Below are 26580 nucleotides of genomic sequence, written 5' to 3' on the forward strand. Positions count from 1 at the left end.
CCCAATAAGCGCCGTAACGTTATGCCGATACGCCAAAGACCTGAACGGCCTGCTGTAAGCGTGATGAACGCTGGGTCAGATCGGCGGTGGCGTCGGTGACGCGCTCCACCATCTCGGCATTATTGTGTGTCATGGTGCCAACGCGTGAAATTGAATCGTTAATCAGATCCAAAGCCTGGGTTTGCTCACGCGTGGCCAGACTAATGTCTTTGATCATCATCGACATCTGCAGTACATCCCCAATCATCCCGGTGAGATGCGTTTCCGTTTGCTCCACCATTTTGACGCCGCTATTAACATTGGCGACGTTCTTCTCAATAAGCTGTTTGATCTCTTTTGCCGCAGACGCCGAGTGTTGGGCCAGATTGCGGACTTCTGCCGCAACAACGGCGAAGCCACGCCCGGATTCCCCGGCTCGCGCGGCTTCAACCGCGGCATTGAGCGCCAGAATATTGGTCTGAAAGGCGATGCTGTCGATCACGCCAATGATGTCAACGATCTGCCCGTTGTCACGCGATATCGCCTGCATCATGGCGATAGTTTGTTTCATGATATCGCCGCCTTCTGCAGCGTTGGCGCTGGTTTTATCGGCCATGGTCATGGTATGTGCCGCCGTCTCAGCGGTTTGTTGTACCGCGCTACCAATTTCTTCAATGGCCGCAGCGGTTTGTTGCAGGTCGGCAGAGGTTTCTTCTGAACGCTGATGCAGCGCCGTACCTTCTTTTGACACCCGCTGACTGATAGCGCGAATACCGGAAATTTGCGTACTGACGTCATCGACCAGAGAATTCAGATTAAGCCCGGACTGATTAACCAGTCGCATTAGGGAAGGTGCGAACAAGTTCCTGATATGAGATCATCATATTCATCCGGAGCGCATCCCAGAGGGACATCATGAGCCATCAACTCACCTTCGCCGATAGTGAATTCAGCACTAAGCGCCGTCAGACCCGAAAAGAGATTTTCCTCTCCCGCATGGAGCAGATTCTGCCATGGCAGAATATGACCGCTGTCATCGAGCCGTTTTATCCCAAGGCGGGCAATGGCCGACGGCCCTATCCGCTGGAGACCATGCTGCGTATTCACTGCATGCAGCATTGGTACAACCTGAGCGACGGTGCCATGGAAGATGCCCTGTACGAAATCGCCTCCATGCGCCTGTTTGCCCGATTATCCCTGGATAGCGCCCTGCCGGATCGCACCACCATCATGAATTTCCGCCACCTGCTCGAGCAGCATCAACTGGCCCGTCAATTGTTCAAGACCATCAATCGCTGGCTGGCCGAAGCAGGCGTCATGATGACCCAAGGCACTTTGGTGGATGCCACCATCATTGAGGCACCCAGCTCTACCAAGAACAAAGAGCAGCAACGCGATCCGGAGATGCATCAGACCAAGAAAGGCAATCAGTGGCACTTTGGCATGAAGGCCCACATTGGTGTCGATGCCAAGAGTGGCCTGACCCACAGCCTGGTCACCACCGCGGCCAACGAGCATGACCTCAATCAGCTGGGTAATCTGCTTCATGGAGAGGAGCAATTTGTCTCAGCCGATGCCGGCTACCAAGGAGCGCCACAGCGCGAGGAGCTGGCCGAGGTGGATGTGGACTGGCTGATCGCCGAGCGTCCCGGCAAGGTAAAAACCTTGAAGCAGCATCCGCGCAAGAACAAAACGGCCATCAACATCGAATACATGAAAGCCAGCATCCGTGCCAGGGTGGAGCACCCGTTTCGCATCATCAAGCGGCAGTTCGGCTTCGTGAAAGCCAGATACAAGGGGCTGCTGAAAAACGATAACCAACTGGCGATGTTATTCACCCTGGCCAACCTGTTTCGGGTGGACCAAATGATACGTCAGTGGGAGAGATCTCAGTAAAAACCGGAAATAACGCCAGAAATGGTGGAAAAAATAGCCTAAATAGGCTGATTCGATGTGTTTGCGGGAAAAAAATCGGCCCAGATCCGCGAAATTTTAATCAGCGAGTCAGCTTGGGAAGAAATGACCTGCTTATTCGCACCTTCCTTAGCATTCCGATCTCATCCACCCGATTTAAATGACAGTTATCAGGTTTACGTCCGGACACCACTTTCTTCATTTGCGTCAGGAGCGTATTAACTGGCTGACAAATTTGATACTTAAGGTAAATAGCCAGCGCCAGAAATAACACCAGCAAGCCACCCGACTGAATAAATGGATTAAACGGGGCGAAGATAAATAACAAAGCGAGCAGGGCCGTCACCCCTAAAGAATAATTGACGCGCTGGCTGATATTCAGCCATTTAAACATGGAGGTCCATGCCAATAAGCCGCGACGAATGATAATCCCTTTAAAAAGTCGAAAGCCTTTAAACTGCTGACTATTCATTTTTTGGTATAAACTTTCGCTGTGAGTTATTTCATCACGCGAAGGAACGGTACGCACTGAGATGTAACCGGTGAGTTTTTCATTGTGCCAGACCGGCGTAACATTGGCGCGAACCCAGTAATGGTCACCATTTTGGCGGCGGTTTTTCACCATACCCGTCCAGCTGTCTCCCTGCTGTAGCGTGTACCACATATCGGCGAATGCAGCGGGAGGCATGTCAGGATGGCGAATAATATTATGCGCTTCGCCCATTAATTGATCTTCGTTAAATCCGCTGGCATCGATAAAAGCAGAGTTAGCGTAGGTAATATGACTTTCTTTATCCGTCGTTGAAAGCAGCGTCGCTTTGTCGTTAAGTGCGTGCTCAATTTGTGTAACGGGCATGTTACTTTTCATAGAGGCCCCATAATGATATGTATAATCCATACAAAAATTCCCGCAATAAAATCGGGAGGAATATTAAAAAGCCGTTTTAAACCGTTTTAATAAGAAACGCTGCATTCTCTACTAATCATCATTTTTGTGGAAGTATTTAAATTAAAAAATCTCTGTGGATTATTCATTCAGGGTCATAAAACTGAAACATTTTATACAACCGCATAACGTTTTAAGTCATTTAACCTGACTTAACGTAAATCGCGTTAAAAAACGTTTTCGCAAAAAGAAAACTGGCATGAAATGATTTGGATGTTATTCCCGTGAGACCAACGACCCTATTATATTTTGTAGGCCATACATTCCGCGTGTTTTCAGTTTCGTGTTCCGACCAGTACAAGGCAATCCGAATTTTAACCCTGACAGCGTCAGGGCTGGTTATCTACTTTTTAGCTGAGCAAATGTGAATTAAATGTTTCTGCATGGTTATCTGATAATTTAATAATAATGACATGTTAACAAGCATAGGCCCGTAACATGTCATATCGCCTGAGTATTCTGGATAAAAGCCCCCTCGGGGAAGGTGAAACCGCCGCGATGGCGCTTGCCCGGACGTTGCGTCTGGCGCAGCAGGCAGAAGAGTGGGGATACCATCGTTTCTGGATCGCGGAACACCATAATACGCCACAGCTGGCCAGCCCATCACCGGAGCTGGTGATTGCCTGGATCCTCGGGCAAACCCAGCGTATTCGCGTTGGCTCCGGTGGCGTGATGCTGCAACATTACAGCCCGTACAAAGTGGCGGAAAACTTCAATCTTCTGGCCTCGCTGGCACCCGGGCGTGTCGATCTCGGCGTAGGGAAAGCCCCTGGCGGCTTACCACTGTCGACTCGGGCACTACAGCAAGGAGTGCATCAGGATGAAAAAGGCAGTTTTGCCGACCAACTTTCCCAGCTTAACGACTGGCTGACGCTGAGCGGCACGGAAAGTGGGGAAACGGTATTTCCGACGCCAATCCCACCGATACCGCCGGAAGGATTTGTCCTGGGAGCCAGTGTGCAAAGCGCACAGTTAGCAGCGCAATTTAATTGGCATTTTATCTTCGCGGCACACCTCAACGGTGACCGCGCGTTATTGCGTGACGTTTTGTCCTTCTGGCAGACCCACAGCGCACGTCCGACGATAGTTGCCGTCCAGGTGATTGTGGCTGACAGTAGCGATACCGCCGCGCAGCTTGCGGAAAACGTGCAAATCTGGGGCGTGGAGCTGGAGAATGGTCAACGTGTCACGGTAGCCAGCGAAGAGCAGGCGCTGGCATTCGCCGCGCAGGCCGGCAGTCCGCCACGCAAAATCGCGCGTCGTGAGCAGGCGTTGTTACACGGCACGGCTCAGGAGGTGATGGCAAAGCTGAATGCCCTGCATACGCAATTTGGCATTGAGGAGTTCATTATCGACACGCCAGTGGCGGAAGGTCACGCGCGTCTGACATCGCTGCGGTTGTTGGCGCAAGCCCATAACGCCGTGGAGGTGCTCTGATGACTCTGGCCTCAACGCTTATCAACTGGCGTCGTGAATTACACCAGCACCCGGAACTTTCCCTACAAGAGGCGGCAACGACGGCGCGCATTCACGCCTGGCTGCACGCAGCGGGCGTCGAGATTTTGCCGTTCGACCTGAAAACCGGTCTGGTCGCGGAAATCGGGCAGGGAGAAGAGGTCATCGCGCTGCGAGCAGATATCGATGCGCTACCGATAGAAGAAAGCGCCGATGTACCGTTTCGCTCCCTCACGCCGGGAGTGATGCATGCCTGCGGGCATGACGTCCACACCAGCGTCATGCTGGGCGCCGCGCTGCTGCTTAAACAACAGGAAACACACTTACCGGGTCGAGTACGTATTTTGTTTCAGCCCGCTGAAGAGAGTTTCGGTGGCGCAAAAACGCTGATCCGCGCCGGTGCGCTGCACAACGTTGCGGCTATTTTTGGCATGCACAATGAGCCAGGTTTACCAGTGGGGGAATTTGCCACACGCGGCGGCGCGTTCTATGCCAACGTCGATCGCTTCGTGCTGCGTATTAATGGCAAGGGCGCACATGCGGCGCGTCCGCATGAAGGCAGAGATGCCATCCTGCTCGCCAGCCAACTGGTCACGGTGTTGCAAAGCGTTGCCAGTCGCGACGTTAACACACTGGATTCAGTGGTGCTTAGCGTGACCCGTATTCAGGGAGGAAATACATGGAATGTGTTGCCAGAATCCGTTGAGCTGGAAGGGACGCTCAGAACGCACCGGACTTCGGTGCAACAGCAGGTTAAAGCACGGGTTAATGACATCGCCGCCGGTTTTGCCCACGCCTTTGGCGCACAAATCGACGTTATCTGGCATGCGGGGCCGACCGCGTTGGTAAACGATGCTCGTTGGGCCGATATCGCCACCGCCGTGGCGAAACAATCAGGCTACACCACCCATCATGCCGACCTGCATATGGGCGGCGAGGATTTTGCTGTCTATCTGCAAAATACGCCTGGGGCATTTGTCAGTATTGGCAGCGCCAGTGAATACGGATTACATCACCCGGGCTTCAATCCGGACGAACGTTTAATTGAACCTGCCGCGCATTACTTTGCACAGTTAGCAAAAACGGCATTCGCACATCTTTAAGTTTACCTGTTGGGTAGGGGTTATTATGGCTGAAAATCGGCAACTACGGCTCGGCACTATTCTGCATGGCGCAGCGGGAAATATGTCCGCATGGCGTCATCCGGCGGCACAGGCCGATGCCAGTATTAATTTTGATTTTGTCAAAGAGACGGCGCTTATTGCGGAAAAAGGGAAGCTTGATTTTATTTTTGTCGCCGATGGTCTGTATATTAATGAAAAATCAATCCCACACTTTTTAAATCGCTTTGAGCCGCTGACGGTATTATCTGCTTTGGCCAGCATTACCCAGAATCTGGGATTGGTTGGCACGGTATCCACATCATACAGCGAGCCGTTTACTACCGCACGGCAGTTCGCCAGCCTTGATCATCTCAGCCAGGGGCGAGCCGGATGGAACGTTGTCACGTCACCTCTGGAGGGTTCGGCAAAGAACTATTCCCGTGCCCAGCATCCAGAACATGCCCTGCATTATCGTATCGCCGATGAATATTTACAGGTGGTGAAAGGACTGTGGGATTCCTGGGAAGATGATGCTTTTACCCGTAATAAGGCAAGCGGAGAATTTTTTAATCCGCAAAAACTGCATACGCTTAACCATCATGGAGATTATTTTCAGGTCGCAGGGCCGTTAAATATTGGGCGCACGCCACAAGGCCGTCCGATTATATTCCAGGCGGGCGCTTCACAGGATGGTAAGAAATTAGCGGCGCAGCATGCCGATGCTATTTTTACCCATCAGGAGTCGCTGGCGGAGGCCAAAGAGTTCTATCAGGATGTAAAAAGCCAGTTGGCCTACGCCGGGCGACATCCCGAACAACTGCATATATTCCAGGGCGTCAGCGTGATTGTTGGCGACAGCGCAGAGGACGTTGAGCAGCAGTATCAGACTACCGCTGCGCTGGTCTCTATTACCGACGCGCTGAACTACCTGGGCCGCTATTTTGAACATCATGATTTCGCCCAATATCCACTGGACGCACCGTTCCCGGAGCTGGGTTCCCTTGGACAAAACAGCTTTCGCAGTACGACTGATGAGATCAAACGCAACGCGCGTGAGCGTGGCTTAACGCTACGCCAGGTTGCTCTGGAAGCGGCCAGTCCACGCCCACGTTTCAGCGGCACGCCGCAACAGGTTGCCGATGGTCTTCAGCAGTGGTTCGACGAAAAAGCCGCAGATGGTTTTATCATCCAGGGGGGAACGCCAGATACCTTCCCGCGTTTTGTCGAACAGGTTGTCCCCGTGCTTCAGGCGCGTGGCCTGTTCCGCCATGAATATCCCGGTACGACCCTGCGCGCAAGCCTGGGACTCGCGACACCTGCAAACCAATTCACACAATAAGAGAAAAACGCTATGCAGAAAAAATCAGTCTTCCTCGCGCTGTCACTGGCTTTCAGCGCTAACGTCTGGGCAAATGATGTGACTATTAACGGTACGGGCGTAAGCCTGGAAGCCAATAAAACGCCAATCAATACGGCAAAAAATCCGCAGGCGATTGCGCAGTTGCCCGCGAACCTGCACCTGGCCGTACCGGGTAAATTCACCGTGGCGATTGCCGGGTTAAGCCAGCCGCCGCTGACCGTCTTTGCCGATGACAATAAGACACTGATCGGCAGCGAGGCGGACATCGCTCGTCTGGTGGCTGATAGTCTGGGGCTGGAACTCAACGTCGTGCCCACGTCATGGGAAGACTGGCCGCTGGGCGTCACGTCCGGCAAATATGATGCCGCGATCAGCAATATTACCGTCACCAAAGCCCGCAAAGAGAAATTCGATTTCGCGACGTATCGTAAGGACTCCCTTGGCTTCTATGTCAAAACCGGCAGTAAGCTGAAGAAAATCGAGCAGGCAGAAGATATCGCCGGTCTGCGTATCATCGTCGGTTCGGGGACAAATCAGGAAGCCATCCTGCTCGCCTGGAACGATGAGAACGTGAAGAAAGGGTTGCAGCCGTTTACGCCGGTGTATACCAAAGATGATGCCGCGCAAACCCTGGCCCTGCAGTCAGGCCGTGCCGATGCTTACTTCGGCCCTAACGTTATCGGCGCGTGGAAAGCTGCACTCAACGGTAAAACGCAACGGGTGGGCAGCGTTGATGGCGGTTGGCCAAAAGCGGCACACATCGCTGTGACGCTGAAAAAGGGCAGCGGTCTGGTTCTGCCGGTACAAACCGCCCTCAACGGCGTAATTGGCAACGGCGACTATGACAAGGTGCTGAACCGCTGGGGAGAAGGGGTGGAACGTATTCCGCAATCTGAAATCAACCCGGCCGGTTTAGGCGACTAAGGAGGTCATCGTGAGCGATCAATTTCGCGTGGTCTCACCTGAAGCCAGCGAGCTGCAGCCAATTTTGAACGGTCTGTTCGGTGAATATGCCGCTCGTTATGGCGATTATTTTTCTCGCGACGCTGAAGTGGAGCTGACCGAATGGTATCTGGCACCGCAGGGACTTTTCGTGGTGCTGGAGCGCAGCGGCGAGATTATCGCCACCGGGGCCTACAAACCTTACGACAAAGACACCGCCGAGATTAAGCGCATCTGGACGAAAAGCAGCCTGCGTCAGCAGGGGCTGGCGGCACGCGTGGTGCAGGAGCTGGAACGCAGGGCGCTGCTGGCGGGCTACAGCCGGATTTATCTGACCACGGGATTTCGCCAGCCAGAGGCCGTGCGACTTTATTTAAGCCAGGGCTACGATCCGCAATTTGATACAGCGCGCGATCCCGAAGAGTACAGCCTGCCACCGTTTGATGGCCGGCTGCGCTTTACCAAACTGTTGACCATCGCCGGTCAGGCCAGAATAGCCTGAGGAGAGAAGATGAAAACGACGGAGAGTATTAAAGTCGTACCGGCGCGCTATCCTATGCGCACCGCAGGAGCAGTCATTGCCTTGTTTGTCCTGGCGGTGATTATCCAGTCCGTGGCGTTTAATCCGCGCTGGGAATGGGGCGTGTTTGCCCGTTGGTTCTTTGATCCGGTTATCTTGTCCGGCCTTGGGCAAACTCTGCTACTGACGCTTATCGGTACGCTGTTGAGTATTATCATCGGTGGTCTGCTGGCGCTGGCACGACTTTCATCTTCCTGGTTGCTGAACGGTCTGGCATGGGGATACATCTGGCTGTTTCGTTCGTTACCGCTGATTGTGGTGCTCATCGTTTTGTACAACTTCTCCTATTTGTACGACACGCTGGCGATTGGTATTCCGTTTACTCCCATTCAATGGGGCAGTTTTGAGACCATCAATGTGCTCGGCCAGTTTTCCACCGCGGTGGTTGGCCTGACGCTGGTGCAAAGCGCCTATACCGCTGAAATTATTCGTGGTGGATTTTTAGGGGTTGACCACGGCCAGTACGAGGCAGCGGCAGCGCTGGGCTTACCCGCATGGCGACGTACGCTGCGGATTATTCTGCCGCAGGCGCTGCGCACCATTTTGCCTGCTGGCTTCAATGAAATCATCAGTCTGGCGAAAGGGACGGCGATGGTATACGTGCTGGCAATGCCAGAGCTGTTCTACACCATCCAGATGATCTACAACCGCACGCAGGAAGTGATCCCGCTGCTGATGGTGGGTGCGGTGTGGTATCTGGTGATCACCAGCGTCCTGTCGTTAATTCAGCACCTGGTCGAACGCGCGCTGGCCCGCAGCGAGCGACGTTCAGCAATCAATACCGCCCGGGTGAGCCGTGCAGAAAAACGCAACCGTCAACGTCCGCAGCAGGAGGCCGTCCATGTCCCACTCGCCTGAAGGCCATATTTCCATTACCGGCGTCAGCAAATACTTTGGTCGCCACAAAGCGCTGGATAATGTGTCGCTGGAGATCCCTCCCGGAACGGTAACGGTTATTCTTGGCCCGTCCGGTTCAGGGAAATCCACACTCTTGCGGACGATCAACCATCTGGAGCGCGTCGATGAAGGGTTTATTCAAATCGATGGCGATTACATTGGTTATCGTCGGCAGGGAGACAAGCTGTATGAGCTGAAAGAGGCGGAAATTTTGCGCCAGCGCGTTAACGTCGGCTATGTGTTCCAGAATTTTAATCTGTTTCCGCACTTAACGGTGCTGGAGAATTTGATTGAAGCGCCCATTGCGCACGGTCTGGCATCGCGTAAAGCCGCCACCGAGCGGGCATTAACTCTGCTTGATGCCGTTGGCCTGCGTAATAAAGCCGATGCCTGGTCGCGTCATCTCTCCGGCGGTCAGCAGCAGCGTATCGCTATTGCCCGTGCGCTGGCGCTAAATCCACGCGTTATGCTGTTTGATGAACCCACTTCAGCGCTGGATCCTGAACTGGTAGGCGAAGTTCTGGATGTCATCAAAGCACTGGCGCAGTCGGGAACCACGCTGGTTGTGGTGACGCACGAGATTGGGTTCGCCCGGGAAGTGGCGGATCAGGTGGTGTTTATGGTCGATGGCAAAATTGTCGAACAGGGCAGCAGCGAGCAGGTGCTGAATCATCCACGCCACACGCGCACCCAGCAGTTCTTGTCGAAAGTGCTGTGAACTTGCAGGGAAAGATAGGCAGGTCTGCATAGACTGACGAATGCTGCTCTACACTTAGGGTTTTAACTTTGGGGGGTTGCAGCATGATTAAGGTCTATGGGGTGCCGGGCTGGGGATCGGCCATCAGTGAAGTGATGCTCACACTGGCGGAGATCCCTTACAGCTTTATTGATGTTGATGGTTTTGACCGCGACGGGCCTTCGCGGGAGTTGCTTAAAAAAATGAATCCGTTGTGCCAGGTGCCCACACTGATACTGGAAAATGGTAACGTGATGACGGAAACGGCGGCGATCGCCCTGATGATCCTCGATCGTTGTCCTGAACTTGCGCCACCCGTTGGGCACGCTGAGCGCCAGCAGTTTCAGCGTCTGTTGATATGGCTGGTGGCAAATGTCTATCCAACGTTTACCTATGCCGATTATCCACAACGCTGGGTACCAGACGCCGCGGCGCAGTTGAAAAAGAACTGTATTGAGTACCGCAAATCGCTTTATATGTGGCTGAACGACCAGCTAAGCGCTGAGCCGTATGCGTTTGGCGATCAGCTAACACTGCTGGACGTTTATATTGCCGTTATGCGCACCTGGGGGCCGGGGCATGACTGGTTTCAGGACAACACGCCCAATATCAGCGCTATCGCTGACGCGGTTTGCCAGCACCCGCGACTGCGTACTGTACTGAAAAATAATAAGATTATTTGAATAAAAAAACGCTGTTCCGCAGGAGTGCAAATCCCGGAACAGCGGGCGAACTATCGCCATAAGCTTACATTACGCGACGGACGGGCTCAGCGTAATACGATCCAGCGGCCCCACGATAAACAGATAAGAAATCAGGCCAATCAGCCCCATCGAACCGACGTACAGAATGGCGTAATCGAATGACTGGGTATTCGCCAGAATGACGCCAATCACCAGCGGCGTGATAATACTCGCCATATTGCCGCACATATTGAATACGCCGCCAGCAATGCCGAGCACTTCTTTTGGTGAAGTATCGCTAAGTACGCACCATCCCAGATTGCCAAAGCCTTTGGCGAAAAATGCCAGACTCATCGCCGCGATAACCACAAATTCTGACGAGGTGTAGTTAGCGATAACGATGACACAGGAAAGTAACATTCCGCAGATAACGGGTAGCTTACGAGCAACCGTCAGGCTGTAGCCGCGTTTTAATAGCCAGTCTGAAAAAACGCCCCCTAACAATCCACCGATAAAACCGGCAATAGCAGGAATACTGGCGACAAACCCCACTTTAAGGATCGACATTCCTTTAGCCTGATACAGATAGGTAGGAAACCAGGTCAGGAAGAACCAGGTGATTGACGTCACGCAGAACTGCCCGATGTAAACGCCAATCATCATGCGGTTGACGCAGACGCTTTTTATTTGCGCAAAGGTAATCTTCTGTGGCTCTTTTTTATTTCCCAGCGACGGTTCGCCACCGCCTTCCCGGATATAGTCAATTTCCTGCTGGTTTACCTTCGGATGATGCATAGGATCTCTGACTTTTACCAGCCAGAAGATGCCAAGAATAACGCCAATCGCCCCGATATAATAAAAAACAAAGTGCCAGCTGAGATTATGCAAAATAATCGTCATTAACGGTGTAATTACCCCTAACGAGATATATTGCGCGGCCTGGTAAACTGAGGTGACAAAGCCTCGTTCATTATTAGGAAACCACTGTACGCTTAATCGGCTGTTGGCAGGAAAGGCCGGAGCCTCAATGGCACCCATCAGTAAACGTAAGATAATCAATACCACAAGTGGACTGGCGTACAAATAAATGGTGCCCTGAAACATGGTCACCAGTGACCAGCCAATCAGGGCGCAGCCGTATACCAGACGAGAACCGTAGCGATCAAGTAGCCAGCCTCCAGGCAATTGCATAATGACATAAGAAATACCGAAGGCAGAAAAGGCCAGTCCCATTGCTTCGGGATCAAAACCTAATTCTTTGCTCATAATCGGAGCTACGACAGATAACGTCGCGCGATCGGCGTAATTAAATACGGTGGCAAGAAATAGAAATATCAAAATACCGTAACGCACTTTTGTGCGCTTTATTATTGTGTTCATCACCCACTCCTTTCATAAGGTTGAGAGCGTTTCTGTAGGGAAGAGGGCGGGTATTACTTACCCGCCAAATAAATTAAGGACGTTTACCAAACTCGCAGGTTAATTGCGTCCAGCGGCGTGTCTGCTCGCTGATGCTGAACCCCAGGCCGTGACGGTCGGAAACCCACATCCGCCCATCGCGCAGCTCAAGCTGTTCATTAAATAACGGGTTCAGCCATTCGAAATGTTCCAACCATGGCTCAAGCGGGTAAGCGGCGGACAGATGCAGGTGAACTTCCATGGCAAAGTGCGGAGCCAGTTTGCGACCGTGTTTCGCCGCCAGGTCCATAATTTTCAGAAATGGTGAAATTCCCCCCACACGCGGTGCATCGGGCTGCACAAAATCACTGGCATTACCGAGGATCAGCTGTTCATGTTCGCGGAAACTGGTCAGCATTTCACCGGTAGCAATCGGGGTATCAAGCGCGGCGGCCAGTTGGGCGTGACCTTCCACATCGTAGGCATCCAGCGGCTCTTCAATCCAGATCAGATTGAACTGCTCCATTTTTCGTCCCATACGAATGGCGGTTTCTCGGTCCCACTGCTGATTGGCATCGACCATCAGCGGGAAGTCATCGCCCAGCGCTTCACGCACCGCGGTTAAGCGGCGAATATCCTCGGCGCAGTTTGGCTGACCAACCTTGAGTTTGATGCCGCCAATGCCGTTTTCACGGGAAATAACGACGTTTTTGAGCACCTGATCCAGCGGCGTATGCAGGAATCCGCCGGAGGTGTTGTAACACTGCACGGAGTCCCGGTGTGCACCCAATAGTTTTGCCAGCGGCAACCCTGCTCGCTTGGCCTTCATATCCCACAAGGCGATATCGATAGGGGAGATAGCCTGAACCGCCATGCCGCTGCGCCCTACGGAAGCTCCAGCCCACAGCAGCTTGGTGTAGATCTTGTCGATATCGTTTGGATCTTCGCCTAACAGGTTATCGGCAATTTCTTTGGCATGAGCATAGATTCCCTGGCCGCCAGCCCGTTTGGAGTAACTAAATCCAACGCCTTCAAACCCGTCGCGACTGCGGATCTCCGCGATAATGATGGCAACTTCGGTTAGGGGTTTCTGGCGACCGGTCAGCACTTTGGCATCGCTCACGGGTGTTGCCAAAGGAAGGAAAGCCAGGGACAGCTTAACCCACTCGATACGGTCGCCGGTTTCAGCCGCGGTTTTTGCATTGGCTGATTTGGCATACGTTACGGCATCGGAATTCGCACTTAATGACATTTTAATCTCTCCTGGTGATAACAAATGATTGCGCTAACATTTTTAGTGTTAGCGCAATCATTGCGCCAGCGAATTGAATGCGTTTTGAACAATCGCTCACAAATACTGAGACAAAAGGACAGTAACTTGTAAACAGCATCACATTCCAATACTTTATGGGTAAATGCACAAGTCATTATGATGGCGCTATCATTTCAGATGACGCTAATTAACTAAGCTGCTGTTTTCTCAGCGTTATCGTAGAGGGGTGCTGGCAATAGCCGAAATCATGATGAATAATGCCAGGATAAATCAGCGATCTTTGACAAGGGCATCGACAGTGAAAAATCCCAGACCTCCGCGCGCACCCACGCTGGAAGATGTTGCCCGTACTGCGGGATTGTCGCCCATGACGGTGAGCAGGGCGTTGAATTCCCCGCAACTGGTGCGCCCGAGAACGGTTGAAAAAGTGATGCAGGCGGTACGCGCCACTGGCTATATTCCCAACGCGCTGGCCGGGGGGCTGGCGTCGCGTCGCAGTAAGCTTATCGCTGTGGTTGTCCCACAAATTAACAACAATATGTTTGTCGATACCATCCAGTCATTAAGCGATGAACTGGCTGAACGCGGATACCACATCTTGCTCTGCGTGTCGGGTTATACGCCGCAAACAGAGGCTGAGCTGGTGGCAACGCTGCTTTCTCGTCGCCCGGATGGTGTAGTGCTCAACGGTATCCATCATACCGCCGAGCTGAAAAAGGTGATTCTTAATGCGGCCATCCCGGTCGTGGAAATATGGGATTTAACGCCAACGCCCATCGATATGCTGGTGGGGTTTTCGCATGAAAAAGTCGGGCAGGCGGTAGCAGACTATTTGCTGGACAAAGGGTATCGCCGTCCTGGTTTGCTATGGACCGCCGATCGCCGGGCAGGCCAGCGTAAACAAGGACTGTGCGATGCGCTGAGCCGTCATGGTATTGCGGCTGGTGCACAGGTGGATGTCCCGCTTCCTGCCTCTCTGGCATTGGGGCGTAGCGGGTTGGCACAGCTATTGGCTGAACGCGCGTTTGATGTCATCGTCTGTAGCTCCGATACGTTAGCCCAGGGGGCGATCATGGAAGCCGAAAGCCGTGGTCTACGCGTGCCGCAGGAATTAGCGGTAATCGGTTTTGGCGATCTCGACTTTGCCGCCAGTAACCGACCTGCCATCACCACCGTCAGCGTCGACAGACGGGCTATTGGACAACGCGCCGCCTCTCTGCTTGCCGATCGTATCGAACAAATTCCGCGTGAAGACGATATCATTGATGTTGGGTTTCACCTGGTGGAACGAGAATCCGCATAAGTTACCTGCATCCCAAAACAATAAGGAATCTGCTATGCCGCACGTCGATATCAAATGTTTTCCTCGCGACCTGAACGACGAACAAAAATCCGCGCTGGCGGCGGATATTACCGACGTCATTATTCGTCATTTGCAAAGCAAAGACAGTTCAGTGAGTGTGGCGCTTAATGAAATTGAGCCCGAGGCGTGGCAGGGCGTGTGGGATGTGGAGATTGCGCCGCAGATGGCCAGGTTGATTAAAAAACCCGGCTACAGCATGTAAGACAAACGGGCGGATTTTCCGCCCGTTTTGTCGTGCCATTATTCAGCTGCTGTTATGAGTTTTCCACTGGAGACAAACGTTCCGGACCCAAGGTGATGCAGGGTATTGAGCTTGCCATCATCAAACTGCCAGCGTCCTTCCACGAAGGCTCGCTCATCAGCGGCAGCCGAGACCACTTCACCAAACAGCGTGTCATATTTTTCCTGTGCCGCAGTGGCAGGCAACAGGCGACACTCCATCCAGGCCAGACATTTTGCTTCAATCAGCGGTAAACCCAGTACCGGCCCCTGCACCACGGGAATGCCGTAGCAGTTGAATTTATCTTCCACCCGACCGGAAACGCTGCCTACGGCCCAGGTCCAGTTGGCGGCGGCAACGCCCGGAATAACGATGCCGAATTTGCCGCTACGTTCAATGAGCTCACGTGACCAGGCGGTCTTGTCGACAACAATCGCGATCCGCGGTGGTTCAAACTCCACGGGCATTGACCACGCGGCAGCCATCACATTTCGCCGCTCGGTATGCTCATCCCGGCTGGTGATTAATATCGTTGGGCCGTGATTTAGCAACCGACTGGCATGTTTTAATTCGATCGGACGAAAATGGCTCATGGATGCTCCTTGGCTGAGAGATAACACACCACAATAAACATAGATATTAACGGTATTAGCGATTTTGTCGCCTCGTCTGGAGGAACAACGCACAAAATCGACGGCGCAAAATTAAAAATGCGTTATAAGTACTGCATTAATTGAACAGGAACTCCGTATGACGCCTTTTTTAACCGCTTATTTTGCCCGTATTGGCTGGTCAGATTTGGCCAGGGTCAACATTGAAACCTTACGGGCGCTGCATTTACTGCACAACGCCGCCATACCTTTTGAAAACCTGGATGTATTGCTTCCAAGAGAGATGCAGCTTGACGATTTGTCTTTGGAGGAGAAGCTGGTGACGGCGCGTCGCGGCGGCTATTGTTTTGAACAGAACGGAGTATTTGAGCGAGCGCTACGCGAAATCGGTTTTACCGTACGCAGTCTGCTCGGACGTGTGGTACTGGCGAACCCGTCAAGCCTGCCACCACGCACGCATCGTCTGTTGCTGGTTGAGTTGCAGGGAGAGCGGTGGATCGCCGACGTTGGTTTCGGCGGGCAGACGCTGACGGCGCCGATTCGTCTGCAGGCGAACATTGAGCAGAAGACACCACACGGCGAGTATCGGTTGATTCAGGAAGGTGAAGACTGGATCCTACAGTTCTGTCATCACGAACACTGGCAATCAATGTACCGTTTCGACCTGGTCGTCCAGCATCAGAGCGATTATCTGATAGGCAACTTCTGGTCCGCTCACTGGCCGCAATCACATTTTCGCCATCATTTGCTGATGTGTCGTCATCTGCCCGACGGCGGGAAATTAACGTTAACCAATTTTCATTTCACCCATTATCAGGATGGACACGCGGTAGAACAGATTAATCTGCCTGACGTTCCCAGTCTGTATGCCTTGTTGCAGGAGCGGTTTGGCCTGGGCGTGGATGACGTGAAGCATGGGTTTACCCAGGATGAGCTGGCGACGGTAATGGCGGCGTTTGATACGCATCCGGACGCGGGGAAATAGGGGCATCGGGATTAGTGCCGGATTGGCGTAATCGCCTTATCCGGCCTACGGGAACAATTAAAAATCTATCGCCCATTCTGCGTGAAACAGGATCACCGCCGAACCGGTAATGGTGACTTTTTCTGGCTGGTTATCACGGATAGTCACCGTCACATCAACAATACCGTCGCGCCCGAGCGCACGGCCCTGATGTCCCTGAACACGTAACGTTTTCCCATCATGCGCCATCAGCCCATGGTGAACCAACCACGCGCCCATTGGACCGTTGGCATTGCCGGTAACCGGGTCTTCCACAATCCCAATTGCAGGCGAAAACATGCGGCCATCGGTGGCGTTTTCGCCCGGGCGGATTTGAAAAGGAAAGAAGCCGTTACAGCCAATTTGTTGGCTGATGGCTGTCAGAGCCTGCAAATCAGGGGAAAGGGCGTCGAGGTCCACCTCGGGCTTGAGCGGAATCATCACTTTCGAATGCCCGGTGGTAGCAACCTGAATCGGCAAGCCTGCCAGCATATCGTCTTCGCTCAGGAGTAGGGCCTCGATAATCGCACTACGAACAGCCCCTTCCAGCGGAGGTTCAAATCCGGGTACGCCTTGTTCAAGGCTAATACGATAGTCATTCCCGGTAGCTTCGATATCCACCCGATGACGACCAGCCAGCGAGGTTTGCCAGATTGTACTGTTGCCCAAGCCAAGCACGTTTGCCCGCACATAATGTGCAGCGACGGTAGCATGCCCACAGATAGGAACTTCGACCGTCGGCGTGAAATAGCGGATGCGAACATCGCTGTCGTCGCTGGTCAGCAGGAAAGCGGTTTCCGAATGACGCAGCTCGCGAGCAATGAGTTGCATCTGCGCTTCGCTCAGTCCGTCAGCATGCAAAACCACACCTGCTGAATTGCCGCGAAAGGGTACCGAGGTAAAGGCATCGACGTGGTAAACCTGTGGTTTCATTAACGTTCTCCCTGGAATGGAAAAGCATCATAACGTGCAAAATGCCGGATGGCGATGATCGCTATCTTATCCGGCCTACGGTGCCTGGTTGTAGGCCGGATAAGGCGTGTCGTCACCCGACATTTCAATGCGAATTTATCGGCGTGAACGCACTATTTGATAGCGGCGGGTAAAGTACTCAAACGGCGCGCTCCACACGTGAACCAGGCGCGTGAACGGGAACAGCAGGAAGATAGTCATCCCCAAAACCAGATGCACACGGAAAATCAACGCCACGCCATCCAGATGCGCAGACGCGCCGCCCTGGAAGGTCACCACCGACTGCGCCCAACCTACCAGTTTCAGCATTTCACTGCCGTCAGGATGCTGCGCAGAGAATGGGATGGTGGTTAAGCCGAGGATACACTGAATCAGCAGAACGCAGAGGATCAGGATATCGGCAGTGGAGGAGGTTGCACGAATGCGCGGATTGGTCAAACGACGTACCAGCAAGCCAGCGCCACCGACCAGCGTCAGCACGCCACAGAGCCCACCGGCGATCATCGCCATCTGCTGCTTCACTGCAATCGGCAGGAACCAGGCATACATCCAGTGCGGGGTTAACATGCCAAACAGGTGCCCGAAAAAGATCCCCAGAATGCCGATGTGGAACAGGTTTGACCATAACACCATGCCGCGTTTGTCCAGCATCTGGCTGGAAGAGGCCCGCCAGGTGTATTGCCCGTAGTCATAGCGTAGCCAACTGCCGAGGATAAACACCGTGCCACAGAGGTACGGGTAGATATCGTAAAAAAAGACGTTCAGGTACTGTATCATTTCGGGCCTCCCGCGCTGACGTCGACATACTGAGGTGCCACGTCCTGGCTAAAGCGTCGTTGATAGTTTTGTAACGGTGAACTGTCACAGGCGGTGGCGTTATCCTCGATAAACTTCACCTGTTCCTCTTCCCAGACGGCATCCAGCGCTTGTCGGGTATCGTCGCGGGTTTCCGTGCCAACCTGTTTAGTGACACTGTCACTTGAAAGAGGGCTTCCGGCAAGCAGTAGCAGGGCGTCAAACAGTTGATACCACGGCGTATCACGCTGTTTCAAACGCCCCCCCAGCAGCGCCAGAATTGGTGCGACGTTCTGCAATCCTTCTTTGGCCTCCGCTTCCGGCAACACGCTTAAGTACTCCAGATACAGCGGCAGATGATCCGGCAGTTCGCGACAGTCGAGCTGCAGTCCGACCTTTTCGTACTGCGCCAACAGATCAACCATCGCCTGGCCCCGATCGCGAGACTCGGCGTGCACGTGCTCAAACAGCAGCAGAGAGGTGGCCCGGCCCCGGTCAAATATCTCACACCATTCGGCTTGTTTATCCAGTAATGGCGCATTGAGCAGCCCCTGGCTAAATTCGGTAAGCATTGGGGCATCGCTGGCCACAAGCGCCAGCGCCTCGTCTTTACACTCCCACAGCAACTCGTCGGGATATTCCATCAGCAGGCCGATAACCTTCAGGATTTGCATTATTCACCCTCCGCTTTATCGCGCACTTCGGTGATGTCGATGGCGTCAATACGAGTGCTGTTAAACAGGTTGAATTTGGTATCTGAGCCATGGCAGCCGTCGCCAAAGGTAAATCCGCAACCGTTTTTCTCCGGGAACGCATCACGCGCCATTTCACGGTGGCTGGTCGGGATCACGAAGCGGTCTTCATAGTTGGCGATGGCCAGATAGCGATACATCTCTTCAACCTGCTCAACGGTCAGACCCACTTCCTCAATCGCGCGGGTGTCCGTTACGCCTTCTACGGTTTGCGAACGCATATAATGGCGCATGGCCATCATTCGTTTTAGCGCGCGCAGTACCGGACCGGTATCGCCCGCGCTAAGCATGTTGGCAAGGTACTGAACCGGAATTCGCAGTGATTCAACCGCTGGCAGAATGTTGCCATTGTGCGGCAGTCCCCCCGCGTCAGCGACCGACTGAATCGGCGACAACGGCGGTACATACCAGACCATCGGCAGGGTGCGGTATTCCGGGTGCAGCGGCAGCGCCAGCTTCCAGTCCATCGCCATCTTGTAAACGGGCGAACGTTGGGCCGCTTCGATGACGTTGTGCGGAATACCTTGTTTTAACGCCTCTTCAATGACCGCCGGGTCGTGTGGATTGAGGAACACATCGCACTGACGCTCGTAGAGATCGGTCTCATGCTCGGTGCTGGCTGCTTCTTCGATGCGGTCGGCGTCATACAGCAATACGCCAAGATAGCGGATGCGTCCCACGCAGGTTTCCGAACATACCGTCGGCTGGCCGGACTCAATACGCGGGTAGCAGAAAATGCACTTTTCTGATTTACCGCTCTTCCAGTTAAAGTAGATTTTTTTGTACGGACAACCGCTGATGCACAAGCGCCAGCCGCGACATTTATCCTGGTCGATCAACACGATGCCGTCTTCTTCACGCTTATAGATGGCACCGCTCGGGCAGGTGGCGACACAGCTTGGGTTCAGGCAGTGTTCGCACAAGCGCGGTAAATACATCATGAAGGTGTTTTCGAATTGCCCGTACATCTCCTTTTGCATTTTCTCAAAGTTACGGTCGCGGGCACGTTTTGAGAACTCACCGCCGAGCAACTCTTCCCAGTTAGGACCCCAGATAATCTTGTCCATCCGTTTGCCATCTATCAGCGAACGCGGACGTGCAGTGGGCTGATTCTTGCTTTCCGGCGCGCTATGCAGATGCTGATAATCGTAGGTAAAGGGTTCGTAATAATCATCGATTTGCGGGATCACCGGGTTAGCAAAAATTTTGGTGATAACGCCCATCTTGCCGCCCAGGCGCGGCCTTATCTTCCCGTTAACATCGCGAACCCAGCCGCCTTGCCACTCTTCCTGATCTTCCCAGTTTTTCGGATAGCCAATGCCTGGCTTGGTCTCAACGTTGTTAAACCACGCATATTCCATCCCTTCACGTCCGGTCCAGACGTTTTTACAGGTGACGGAGCAGGTGTGGCAGCCGATGCACTTATCCAGATTAAGAACCATGCCTACCTGTGAGCGTATTTTCATTTTTTCGCCTCCTGTACCTGATCGCGACCTTCATCATCCAGCCAGTTAATATTTTTCATTTTTCTAATCATGATGAACTCATCGCGGTTAGAGCCGACCGTGCCGTAATAGTTGAAGCTGTATGCCAGTTGCGCATAGCCGCCGATCATGTGCGTGGGTTTCGGGCAGACGCGGGTGACTGAGTTATGGATCCCGCCGCGCATACCGGTGACTTCCGAGCCAGGGATATTCATGATTCGCTCCTGAGCGTGATACATCATGGTCATTCCCGGCGGCACGCGCTGACTCACCACAGCACGCGCGGTGAGCGCGCCGTTGGCGTTAAAGGCTTCAATCCAGTCGTTATCCTCAATGCCCAGCTCTTTAGCATCGGTTTCACTGATCCAGACAATGGGGCCACCGCGCGACAGCGTCAGCATCAGCAGGTTTTCGCTGTAGGTAGAATGGATCCCCCATTTCTGATGCGGAGTCAGGAAGTTGAGCGCTTTTTCCGGGAAGCCGTTAGGCGGAACTTCGCGCATATTGCTGACGCTACGGGTATCGATAGGCGGACGATATGCCACCAGACTTTCACCAAACGCTCGCATCCACGCGTGATCCTGGTACAACTGTTGGCGACCGGACAGGGTGCGCCACGGGATCAGCTCGTGGACGTTGGTATAGCCTGCGTTATAGGAGACATGTTCACTTTCCAGCCCGGACCAGGTGGGGCTGGAGATGATTTTGCGCGGCTGCGCCTGAATATCGCGAAAACGGATTTTCTCGTCTTCTTTGTTCAACGCCAGATGCGTATGGTCGCGTCCGGTCATCGCTCCCAGCGCTTCCCAGGCTTTCACCGCCACCTGACCGTTCGTTTCCGGTGCGAGGGCGAGGATCACCTCAGACGCATCCAGCGCGGTGTCTATCAGTGGTCGGCCTTTCGCCGGACCTTCGCGTTTGGTGTAGTTAAGCTTGCCGAGGAAATCGACCTCCGTCTGGGTATTCCACGTAATACCTTTCCCGCCGTTACCGAGCTTGTCCATTAGCGGACCGAGCGAAGTGAAGCGTTCGTAGGTGGCGGGATAGTCACGTTCCACGACGGCAATATTGGGCGCCGTTTTCCCCGGGAGGAGATCGCATTCGCCTTTACGCCAGTCCTGAATGTCAAACGGCTGCGCCAGCTCTGCCGGGGAGTCGTGTTGCAGCGGTTGTAATACCACATCCGTTTCTTGCCCAAGGTGCCCGACGCAAACCTCAGAGAAGACTTTGGCGATGCCTTTATAAATTTCCCAGTCGCTCTTCGATTCCCACGCAGGATCGACCGCCGCCGACAGCGGGTGAATAAACGGATGCATATCCGAGGTGTTCATATCGTCTTTTTCATACCAGGTGGCGGTCGGCAAAACGACATCGGAGAACAGGCAGGTACTCGACATACGGAAATCGAGCGTTACCAGCAGATCAAGCTTGCCCTCTATCGCCGCGGACTGCCATTCCACCTCTTCAGGTTTAATACCTTCGCTTGAACCGAGCGCTTCCCCCTGGATCCCGCTTTCGGTACCCAGCAGATACTTGAGCATGTATTCATGCCCTTTACCGGAGGAGCCGAGCAGGTTAGAGCGCCAGACGAAGAGATTACGCGGATGGTTGTTACCACTATCCGGCTGCTCGCAGGCAAAACGAATTTCACCCGATTTCAGCGCCTGTGCAGTGTATTGCGCAGGCGACACTCCCGCTTGTTCTGCCTTTGCTTTGACGGTCAGAGGGTTGAGGTTGAGCTGCGGCGCGGACGGCAGCCAGCCCATTCTTTCTGCACGTACGTTAAAGTCGATCAAATGTCCGCTAAACTTCGACGCGTCAGCCAGCGGAGAGAGGAGTTCCTGAGCGGTGAGTTTTTCATAACGCCACTGGCTGGAATGATTGTAGAAAAACGAGGTGCTGTTCATCTGACGCGGCGGGCGGTTCCAGTCCAGCGCAAAGGCCAGCGGCAACCAACCGGTTTGCGGACGCAATTTCTCCTGACCCACATAGTGCGCCCAGCCGCCGCCGCTTTGTCCCACACAACCGCAGAACACGAGGATGTTAATCATTCCACGGTAGTTCATATCCATGTGATACCAGTGGTTGACGCCAGCCCCGAGGATAATCATCGAACGGCCATGGGTTTTGTGCGCCGTATCGGCAAACTCACGGGCGATTTGTTCGATATGACGACGAGGGACACCGGTAATTTGCTCTCCCCAGGCCGGGGTGTAGGCTTTCACTTCGCTGTAATCTTGCGCGCTATGAGCGTCATCCAGACCACGGTCGAGGCCGTAATTCGCCAGCACCAGATCATAGACGCTCACCACCGGGCAACGGCTGCCATCGGCGAGGGTAAGATGTTTTACCGGCAGTTGACGAATCAGCACGGGTTCCTGTTTCACGCTGCGAAAATGCGGGTTTTCGTTGCCGCCAAAGTAGGGGAATGCCACGCCGGTCACTTCATCATGCTGACCGAGCAGCGAGAGGGAAAGTTCTGTTTCAGCGCCAGCCGCCAGTGGCTCCAGGTTCCATTTACCTTTCTCGCCCCAGCGAAAACCGATAGACCCGTTCGGGACCACCAGTTCGCCAGCAGTGTTAAAGGCCACGGTTTTCCACTCCGGATTGTTACTTTCGCCCAGACCATCGACAAGGTCTGAGGCGCGCATCATGCGCCCTGGAACGTAGCTGCCATCTTCCCGGGCATCCAGCAAAACCAGCATCGGCATATCGGTATAGCGACGACAGTAATTGATGAAGTAATCGCTGGGATTGTCGAGGTGGAATTCTTTCAGGATGACGTGGCCCATCGCCATCGCCAACGCGCTGTCTGTCCCTTGCTTGGGGGCCAGCCACTGGTCGCACAGTTTGGCGACTTCCGAGTAATCCGGCGTAATGGCAATCGTCTTGGTGCCTTTGTAGCGTACTTCAGTAAAAAAGTGCGCATCCGGGGTACGGGTCTGCGGCACGTTTGACCCCCAGGCGATGATGTAGCTGGAGTTATACCAGTCGGCGGATTCTGGAACATCGGTCTGTTCGCCCCAGGTCATCGGTGATGCAGGCGGTAAGTCGCAGTACCAGTCATAGAAGCTCAGGCAGGTTCCGCCCAGTAGCGAAAGATAACGTGTGCCTGCGGCATAGGAGACCATCGACATAGCAGGGATCGGGGAGAACCCGGCCACGCGATCCGGGCCATAGGTTTTCACCGTCCAGACGTTGGCGGCAGCAATGAGCTGATTAAGCTCTTTCCAGTTGGAACGGATAAAACCACCGCGCCCGCGTACCTGTTTGTAGCTCTGGCATTTTTGCGGGTCGTTCATAATGGATTCCCAGGCCAGCACCGGATCGGGCTGGCGGGACAGGGCGTCGCGCCACAGTTCGATCAGACGTTTACGCACCAGGGGATATTTCAGACGGTTGGCGCTGTAAAGATACCAGGAGTAGCTGGCACCGCGCGGGCAGCCACGGGGTTCATGATTTGGCAGGTCAGGGCGGGTACGCGGGTAGTCGGTTTGCTGCGTTTCCCAGGTCACCAGTCCGTTTTTGACGTAGATTTTCCAACTGCATGAGCCGGTACAGTTAACGCCGTGGGTAGAACGCACAATTTTGTCGAACTGCCAGCGCTGACGATAGCTGTCTTCCCAGTCCCGGTTGGTGTGCATCACTTGCCCGTGCCCATCGGCAAACGTATCGCCCTTTTGTTTAAAGTAGCGAAAGCGATCGAACAGTTTACTCATGACATAACTCCTGCTTTGAGAATATTGCCGACGGTGAATCGAACGGTAGGCCGGATGGCGGTTAACGCCTTATCCGGCCTATCGAACTGTCCGATCCTGCGGTATCCATTTTGTTATTTTTTTTGTGATTTACGGCCATAGACCAGCCAGGTCACCAGCACGCAGACGATGTAAAACACGAGGAATATTTTCATTGCGCCCACCGGAGAGCCGGTCAGCGCCAGCGATGAACCAAACGCTTTGGGGATGAAAAAGCCCCCCACAGCGCCAATAGCAGAAATGAATCCCAGCGCGGCAGCGGTATCGGTTACCGCTTCACGTTGGGCCTGTTCTTCAGTACCACCGTGCAGCTTGACACGGTATATGGTGATTTTGCGAAAGATCACCGCGATCATCTGGAAGGTTGAGCCGCTTCCCAAACCCGCAGTCAGGAACAAGCCCATAAACACCAGGTAGAAGGCGACAAAGTTTCCTTCGCCTGACCCAGGCAGGGTGAGGAACAGCAGGGCGCTAAACAACGCCATAAAGATGAAGTTAATTAACGTGACGCGCACACCGCCGAATTTGTCAGAAATCACGCCGCCTGCCGATCGCGCAAGAGCGCCGATGAAGGGGCCGAAGAACGCAAGTTGCAGGATATTCACGTCCGGGAACTGAGTTTTCGCCAGCATGGCAAAGCCTGCCGAAAAGCCGATAAATGAACCGAAGGTGGCGAGATACAGCAGGCTTAATAACCACAGATGAAAACGTTTGAGGACCGGCAACTGGGAAGCAATTGAGGCCTTCGAACTGGCAATATCGTTCATTCCCATGCCTGCTGCTAAGGTAGCTATCAGCAGTAACGGAACCCAAATCCATGCGGCATTGGCCAGCGACAATAACGAGCCGTCGGCTTGCGGTACGCCCTGTACGCCCAAAAAGGTAAAGATAGGCAGAAAGATCACCAGCGGCGCGATCAACTGCATCACGCTGACGCCAAGGTTGCCGAGACCACCGTTAACGCCTAATGCGCTGCCTTGTTTCGCTTTGGGGAAGAAAAAGCTGATATTACCCATGCTGGAGGCAAAGTTTGCGCCAGCAAAACCACACATCAGCGCAATGATAATAAATACGCCAAACGGAGTAGCGTTATTTTGCACGGCAAAACCGAGCCAGACGCAGGGAATAACCAGAATAATCGTGCTAAAAATGGTCCACCGGCGCCCACCAAATATAGGTACCATAAAGGAGTAGGGAACGCGCAATATTGCGCCAGAAAGAGAAGGCAATGCCGTTAATAAAAACAGTTGGTCAGTAGTGAAATTAAACCCAATTTTATTCAGATTGACGGCCACGGCGCTAAACAACATCCAGACGCAGAACGCCAGCAACAGACAACTTACTGATATCCAGAGGTTTCTGCGTGCAATATGCTTACCTTTGTTTTCCCAAAAGGCGGGGTTCTCCGGTTTCCAGTCAGTTAAAAGATAACGATTATTTTTCTCATTTGATGCTGACATATTATTCTCCATGCCCATGCCGTTCATGAAAAAGAAATAAACGCACACAGCGCCGCGCGAGTTCTTTTTAGAAACTATTGAAAAGTTTTGGGAATATTGACTGAAAGAATAGATAAAAAAGCGCAATAACGCGGCGTGATGAGGGAATTACATGTTGCTTAAGTGTTACCAATTGTAAAAATAAAAGATGTATTATTAATTCATCTATAACATCAATTAACTAACTCTAACGTAATCATACGATCCAAATGGCGTTCGAATGCAGGGTCGGCCATTTCCTCAATGCCTAAGACATAAATGCCATCCAGGCCGCAAACCAATGCGATTAAGCGCCAGGCCACCTCGGCCGCATCCGGTATTGCTGAGAATTCACCTGCACTCTGTCCTTGAGTGATGATAGCGGCGGTTTCTTCATGCCACATCCGCATGGTTAGCAGGTAGGCGCTTTTGATTTCCGGATCTTTATCCGCCAGGACCTGCGCTTCACGCCACAGTTTAATGTAGGGTTCGAACCCGCCATCTTCACTGCCCAACATGGCATGCAGTCGTTCGCGGAAGCTGGCGTTATCACTGACCTGTTCGGCATCCAGAAGGGTCCGTATCAGTTGCACAAAAGCGAGGGATTTTAACTCACCCGCAGAGGTAAAGTGATGGTGTACCTGCCCGGTGGACACCTGCGCTTCCGTGGCAATACGCCGCACCGTCATCGCAGTAAATCCTTCCTCAAGCGCGACACGCATGGCCGCTTGCAGAATAACTTCCCGACGTTCGTCCCGATTCAGATAGCTCATCTTTCCTCCTGTACCCGTATAGCACGCAGTCTAACAAAAAGTTGGACATACGTTCAAATTTCCGTAGGATCGCTAAAGCTGGACACGTGTCCAGTTTCAGTTTCG

At 53.3% G+C, this 26580-nt stretch carries 21 protein-coding genes and 3 pseudogenes; 12 read left to right on the plus strand and 12 right to left on the minus strand.

Features of this window, described 5'->3' with window-relative positions; translation table 11 throughout:
* Positions 1 to 19: 19 nt before the first annotated feature.
* Positions 20 to 826, minus strand: a pseudogene (locus HV037_RS12260) (methyl-accepting chemotaxis protein); the annotation flags it as partial.
* 68 nt (positions 827 to 894) lie between these two features.
* On the opposite strand from HV037_RS12260, the gene HV037_RS12265 reads away from it, so the two are divergent.
* The gene (locus tag HV037_RS12265) at positions 895 to 1875 is read left to right on the plus strand and encodes an IS5-like element ISKpn26 family transposase (RefSeq protein ID WP_000019445.1); all 981 of its coding nucleotides are present in this window, start codon (positions 895 to 897) and stop codon (positions 1873 to 1875) included.
* Entirely contained in the window at positions 1857 to 2057 is a 201-nt protein-coding gene (locus tag HV037_RS24805; RefSeq protein WP_326926136.1) for a hypothetical protein, read from the plus strand. The genes HV037_RS12265 and HV037_RS24805 overlap by 19 nt, the downstream gene beginning before the upstream one ends.
* Here the strand turns inward: HV037_RS24805 and HV037_RS12270 are convergent.
* Positions 2024 to 2761 (minus strand): annotated as a pseudogene (locus HV037_RS12270) (PAS domain-containing protein); the annotation flags it as partial. The gene HV037_RS24805 and the pseudogene HV037_RS12270 sit on opposite strands and share 34 nt — an antisense overlap.
* A gap of 516 nt (positions 2762 to 3277) precedes the next feature.
* On the opposite strand from HV037_RS12270, the gene HV037_RS12275 reads away from it, so the two are divergent.
* The 7 genes and pseudogenes from HV037_RS12275 to HV037_RS12310 all read left to right on the plus strand — a co-directional run bounded on the left by HV037_RS12275 (position 3278) and on the right by HV037_RS12310 (position 10595).
* A complete protein-coding gene (locus HV037_RS12275) occupies positions 3278 to 4276 on the plus strand; it encodes an MsnO8 family LLM class oxidoreductase (protein WP_016156560.1) in 999 nt (332 codons plus the stop codon).
* Positions 4276 to 5397, plus strand: a complete 1122-nt coding sequence (locus HV037_RS12280) for an amidohydrolase (protein WP_103283807.1) — start codon at positions 4276 to 4278, stop codon at positions 5395 to 5397. The genes HV037_RS12275 and HV037_RS12280 overlap by 1 nt, the downstream gene beginning before the upstream one ends.
* Positions 5398 to 5422: 25 nt before the next feature.
* Positions 5423 to 7681, plus strand: a pseudogene (locus tag HV037_RS24590) (NtaA/DmoA family FMN-dependent monooxygenase).
* Positions 7682 to 7691: 10 nt separating this feature from the next.
* Positions 7692 to 8201, plus strand: a complete 510-nt coding sequence (locus HV037_RS12295; protein WP_016153131.1) for a GNAT family N-acetyltransferase — start codon at positions 7692 to 7694, stop codon at positions 8199 to 8201.
* A gap of 9 nt (positions 8202 to 8210) precedes the next feature.
* Positions 8211 to 9137, plus strand: a complete 927-nt coding sequence (locus tag HV037_RS12300; protein ID WP_016153130.1) for an amino acid ABC transporter permease — start codon at positions 8211 to 8213, stop codon at positions 9135 to 9137.
* The gene (locus HV037_RS12305) at positions 9121 to 9894 is read left to right on the plus strand and encodes an amino acid ABC transporter ATP-binding protein (RefSeq protein ID WP_016153129.1); all 774 of its coding nucleotides are present in this window, start codon (positions 9121 to 9123) and stop codon (positions 9892 to 9894) included. Before HV037_RS12300 ends, HV037_RS12305 begins: the two co-directional genes overlap by 17 nt.
* A gap of 83 nt (positions 9895 to 9977) precedes the next feature.
* Entirely contained in the window at positions 9978 to 10595 is a 618-nt protein-coding gene (locus tag HV037_RS12310; RefSeq protein ID WP_016153128.1) for a glutathione S-transferase family protein, read from the plus strand.
* 69 nt (positions 10596 to 10664) lie between these two features.
* Here HV037_RS12310 and HV037_RS12315 read toward each other — a convergent pair whose 3' ends face one another.
* Positions 10665 to 11975, minus strand: a complete 1311-nt coding sequence (locus tag HV037_RS12315; RefSeq protein WP_016156557.1) for an MFS transporter — start codon at positions 11973 to 11975, stop codon at positions 10665 to 10667.
* Between the two features lie 73 nt (positions 11976 to 12048).
* Complete coding sequence (locus HV037_RS12320) at positions 12049 to 13245, minus strand: L-talarate/galactarate dehydratase (protein ID WP_016153126.1); 1197 nt, start codon at positions 13243 to 13245, stop codon at positions 12049 to 12051.
* A gap of 319 nt (positions 13246 to 13564) precedes the next feature.
* Between HV037_RS12320 and HV037_RS12325 the strand changes: the two genes are divergently transcribed.
* Positions 13565 to 14569, plus strand: a complete 1005-nt coding sequence (locus HV037_RS12325; RefSeq protein WP_181022915.1) for a LacI family DNA-binding transcriptional regulator — start codon at positions 13565 to 13567, stop codon at positions 14567 to 14569.
* 34 nt (positions 14570 to 14603) lie between these two features.
* Complete coding sequence (gene pptA, locus HV037_RS12330) at positions 14604 to 14831, plus strand: tautomerase PptA (RefSeq protein WP_047358141.1); 228 nt, start codon at positions 14604 to 14606, stop codon at positions 14829 to 14831.
* 38 nt (positions 14832 to 14869) lie between these two features.
* Here the strand turns inward: pptA and HV037_RS12335 are convergent, their stop codons facing one another.
* Positions 14870 to 15442, minus strand: coding sequence for a flavin reductase family protein (locus HV037_RS12335; RefSeq protein ID WP_103283811.1), 573 nt, complete (start codon positions 15440 to 15442; stop codon positions 14870 to 14872).
* 157 nt (positions 15443 to 15599) lie between these two features.
* Here HV037_RS12335 and nhoA point away from each other — a divergent pair, with 157 nt between their 5' ends.
* Positions 15600 to 16445 carry an N-hydroxyarylamine O-acetyltransferase gene (gene nhoA, locus HV037_RS12340; RefSeq protein ID WP_103283812.1) on the plus strand — a complete coding sequence of 282 codons (846 nt, stop codon included), beginning with the start codon at positions 15600 to 15602 and terminating at the stop codon, positions 16443 to 16445.
* 57 nt (positions 16446 to 16502) lie between these two features.
* Here the strand turns inward: nhoA and HV037_RS12345 are convergent, their stop codons facing one another.
* The 7 genes from HV037_RS12345 to HV037_RS12375 all read right to left on the minus strand — a co-directional run bounded on the left by HV037_RS12345 (position 16503) and on the right by HV037_RS12375 (position 26475).
* Positions 16503 to 17396, minus strand: coding sequence for a PhzF family isomerase (locus HV037_RS12345; RefSeq protein ID WP_016156551.1), 894 nt, complete (start codon positions 17394 to 17396; stop codon positions 16503 to 16505).
* A 135-nt stretch (positions 17397 to 17531) separates the two neighbouring features.
* On the minus strand, positions 17532 to 18212 hold the full coding sequence (narI, locus tag HV037_RS12350) for a respiratory nitrate reductase subunit gamma (protein ID WP_003833047.1): 681 nt from the start codon (positions 18210 to 18212) through the stop codon (positions 17532 to 17534).
* Positions 18209 to 18904, minus strand: a complete 696-nt coding sequence (gene narW / locus HV037_RS12355) for a nitrate reductase molybdenum cofactor assembly chaperone (protein ID WP_016153117.1) — start codon at positions 18902 to 18904, stop codon at positions 18209 to 18211. Before narW ends, narI begins: the two co-directional genes overlap by 4 nt.
* Positions 18904 to 20448, minus strand: a complete 1545-nt coding sequence (narH, locus tag HV037_RS12360) for a nitrate reductase subunit beta (RefSeq protein ID WP_103283813.1) — start codon at positions 20446 to 20448, stop codon at positions 18904 to 18906. Before narH ends, narW begins: the two co-directional genes overlap by 1 nt.
* Positions 20445 to 24185, minus strand: coding sequence for a nitrate reductase subunit alpha (locus HV037_RS12365; protein ID WP_103283814.1), 3741 nt, complete (start codon positions 24183 to 24185; stop codon positions 20445 to 20447). The genes narH and HV037_RS12365 overlap by 4 nt, the downstream gene beginning before the upstream one ends.
* A gap of 113 nt (positions 24186 to 24298) precedes the next feature.
* Positions 24299 to 25684, minus strand: coding sequence for a NarK family nitrate/nitrite MFS transporter (locus HV037_RS12370; RefSeq protein WP_047358146.1), 1386 nt, complete (start codon positions 25682 to 25684; stop codon positions 24299 to 24301).
* Between the two features lie 212 nt (positions 25685 to 25896).
* A complete protein-coding gene (locus HV037_RS12375; protein WP_016153113.1) occupies positions 25897 to 26475 on the minus strand; it encodes a TetR family transcriptional regulator in 579 nt (192 codons plus the stop codon).
* Positions 26476 to 26580: the final 105 nt, after the last annotated feature.

Origin of the sequence: Citrobacter sp. RHBSTW-00017 (assembly GCF_013797615.1) — a bacterium.
In the GTDB taxonomy this organism is placed as follows: domain Bacteria; phylum Pseudomonadota; class Gammaproteobacteria; order Enterobacterales; family Enterobacteriaceae; genus Citrobacter; species Citrobacter braakii.

What these genes read in the sequence shown, in the direction of transcription:
- HV037_RS12335 (WP_103283811.1), bottom strand. Translation starts at nt 15,442, where the DNA reads ATGAGCCATTTTCGTCCGATCGAATTAAAACATGCCAGTCGGTTGCTA.
- HV037_RS12315 (WP_016156557.1), bottom strand. Translation starts at nt 11,975, where the DNA reads ATGAACACAATAATAAAGCGCACAAAAGTGCGTTACGGTATTTTGATA.
- HV037_RS12275 (WP_016156560.1), top strand. Translation starts at nt 3,278, where the DNA reads ATGTCATATCGCCTGAGTATTCTGGATAAAAGCCCCCTCGGGGAAGGT.
- nhoA (WP_103283812.1), top strand. Translation starts at nt 15,600, where the DNA reads ATGACGCCTTTTTTAACCGCTTATTTTGCCCGTATTGGCTGGTCAGAT.
- HV037_RS12320 (WP_016153126.1), bottom strand. Translation starts at nt 13,245, where the DNA reads ATGTCATTAAGTGCGAATTCCGATGCCGTAACGTATGCCAAATCAGCC.
- narH (WP_103283813.1), bottom strand. Translation starts at nt 20,448, where the DNA reads ATGAAAATACGCTCACAGGTAGGCATGGTTCTTAATCTGGATAAGTGC.
- HV037_RS12280 (WP_103283807.1), top strand. Translation starts at nt 4,276, where the DNA reads ATGACTCTGGCCTCAACGCTTATCAACTGGCGTCGTGAATTACACCAG.
- HV037_RS12300 (WP_016153130.1), top strand. Translation starts at nt 8,211, where the DNA reads ATGAAAACGACGGAGAGTATTAAAGTCGTACCGGCGCGCTATCCTATG.
- pptA (WP_047358141.1), top strand. Translation starts at nt 14,604, where the DNA reads ATGCCGCACGTCGATATCAAATGTTTTCCTCGCGACCTGAACGACGAA.
- HV037_RS12370 (WP_047358146.1), bottom strand. Translation starts at nt 25,684, where the DNA reads ATGTCAGCATCAAATGAGAAAAATAATCGTTATCTTTTAACTGACTGG.
- HV037_RS12265 (WP_000019445.1), top strand. Translation starts at nt 895, where the DNA reads ATGAGCCATCAACTCACCTTCGCCGATAGTGAATTCAGCACTAAGCGC.
- HV037_RS12375 (WP_016153113.1), bottom strand. Translation starts at nt 26,475, where the DNA reads ATGAGCTATCTGAATCGGGACGAACGTCGGGAAGTTATTCTGCAAGCG.
- HV037_RS12345 (WP_016156551.1), bottom strand. Translation starts at nt 17,396, where the DNA reads ATGAAACCACAGGTTTACCACGTCGATGCCTTTACCTCGGTACCCTTT.
- HV037_RS12305 (WP_016153129.1), top strand. Translation starts at nt 9,121, where the DNA reads ATGTCCCACTCGCCTGAAGGCCATATTTCCATTACCGGCGTCAGCAAA.
- narI (WP_003833047.1), bottom strand. Translation starts at nt 18,212, where the DNA reads ATGATACAGTACCTGAACGTCTTTTTTTACGATATCTACCCGTACCTC.
- HV037_RS12365 (WP_103283814.1), bottom strand. Translation starts at nt 24,185, where the DNA reads ATGAGTAAACTGTTCGATCGCTTTCGCTACTTTAAACAAAAGGGCGAT.
- narW (WP_016153117.1), bottom strand. Translation starts at nt 18,904, where the DNA reads ATGCAAATCCTGAAGGTTATCGGCCTGCTGATGGAATATCCCGACGAG.
- HV037_RS12310 (WP_016153128.1), top strand. Translation starts at nt 9,978, where the DNA reads ATGATTAAGGTCTATGGGGTGCCGGGCTGGGGATCGGCCATCAGTGAA.